A 969-nucleotide genomic window follows, 5' to 3' on the forward strand; every position below is an offset into this window, starting at 1 on the left:
GCTGGTCCAGGCTCTGGTGCGGCCGGTGCCGGTTGAAGTGGTCTTCGTAGTCGTGTAGCACCGTCCGGGCGTGCTGCTCGTTGTAGATCAGGACCCGGTCCGTGCACTCGGCCCTGACACTGCGCACGAAGCGCTCCGCGAACGCGTTTGCCCGAGGTGTGCGCGGAGGGATCTTCACGACGTCGATGCCTTCGGCGGCGAACACGGCGTCGAAGGTTCCTGCGAACTTGGCGTCGCGGTCACGGACCAGGAACCGAAACACGGTGATCCGATCGCCGAGGTCAATCACCAGATTGCGGGCCTGCTGGGTGGTCCAGGCGGCGGTCGGGTGCGCGGTGACGCCGAGGATGTGCACCCGCCGCGTGCTGATCTCCATGACAAACAGCACGTACAACCGCCGCAATGTGATGGTGTCGATGTGGAAGAAGTCGGTCGCCAGCAGCCCGGACGCCTGTGCCCGCAGGAACGTCCGCCAACTGGTATCGATCTCACGCGGGGCAGGCCCGACCCGGGAACCGGCGAGGATGCGGCGAATGGTGCCGGCGCCGACCCGGTGACCGAGCCCGACGAGCTCACCTTGGATCCGTCGATGCCCCCATCCCGGGTTCTCCCTGGCCAGCCGCAGGACCAGGTCACGGACGTCGTCACTGACCCGTGGTCGTCCCGGCTGGTTCGGGCAGGTCCAGTGCCGGCGGACCAGCCGGCGGTGCCAGGCCAGCAGCGTGGCCGGGGTGACGATCCGATGCTTCCACAGCTCCCGTGGCAGCGCCCGGACCAGCGCGGACAACACCGCCCGTTCCGGCCACGACAGGCGCGGCCGACCGACCTGGCGGCGTAACACCGCCACCTCATGGCGCAACACCATCAGCTCCGCGGCCATCGCGGACTCACTCCGCACGGCCTCCGGCAGCCAGCCGAACACCCGCACAACGCTCAGGTACAGCACCCGCACCAACACGCTTGCCATCC

At 68.5% G+C, this 969-nt stretch carries 1 protein-coding gene; it reads right to left on the reverse strand.

The window, feature by feature from the left end; translation table 11 throughout:
* On the reverse strand, window positions 1-969 hold a 969-nt coding region (locus ACFPIJ_RS64515), incomplete at both ends, for an integrase core domain-containing protein (protein ID WP_380129464.1).

Source organism: Dactylosporangium cerinum (assembly GCF_042653625.1).
GTDB lineage: Bacteria > Actinomycetota > Actinomycetes > Mycobacteriales > Micromonosporaceae > Dactylosporangium > Dactylosporangium cerinum.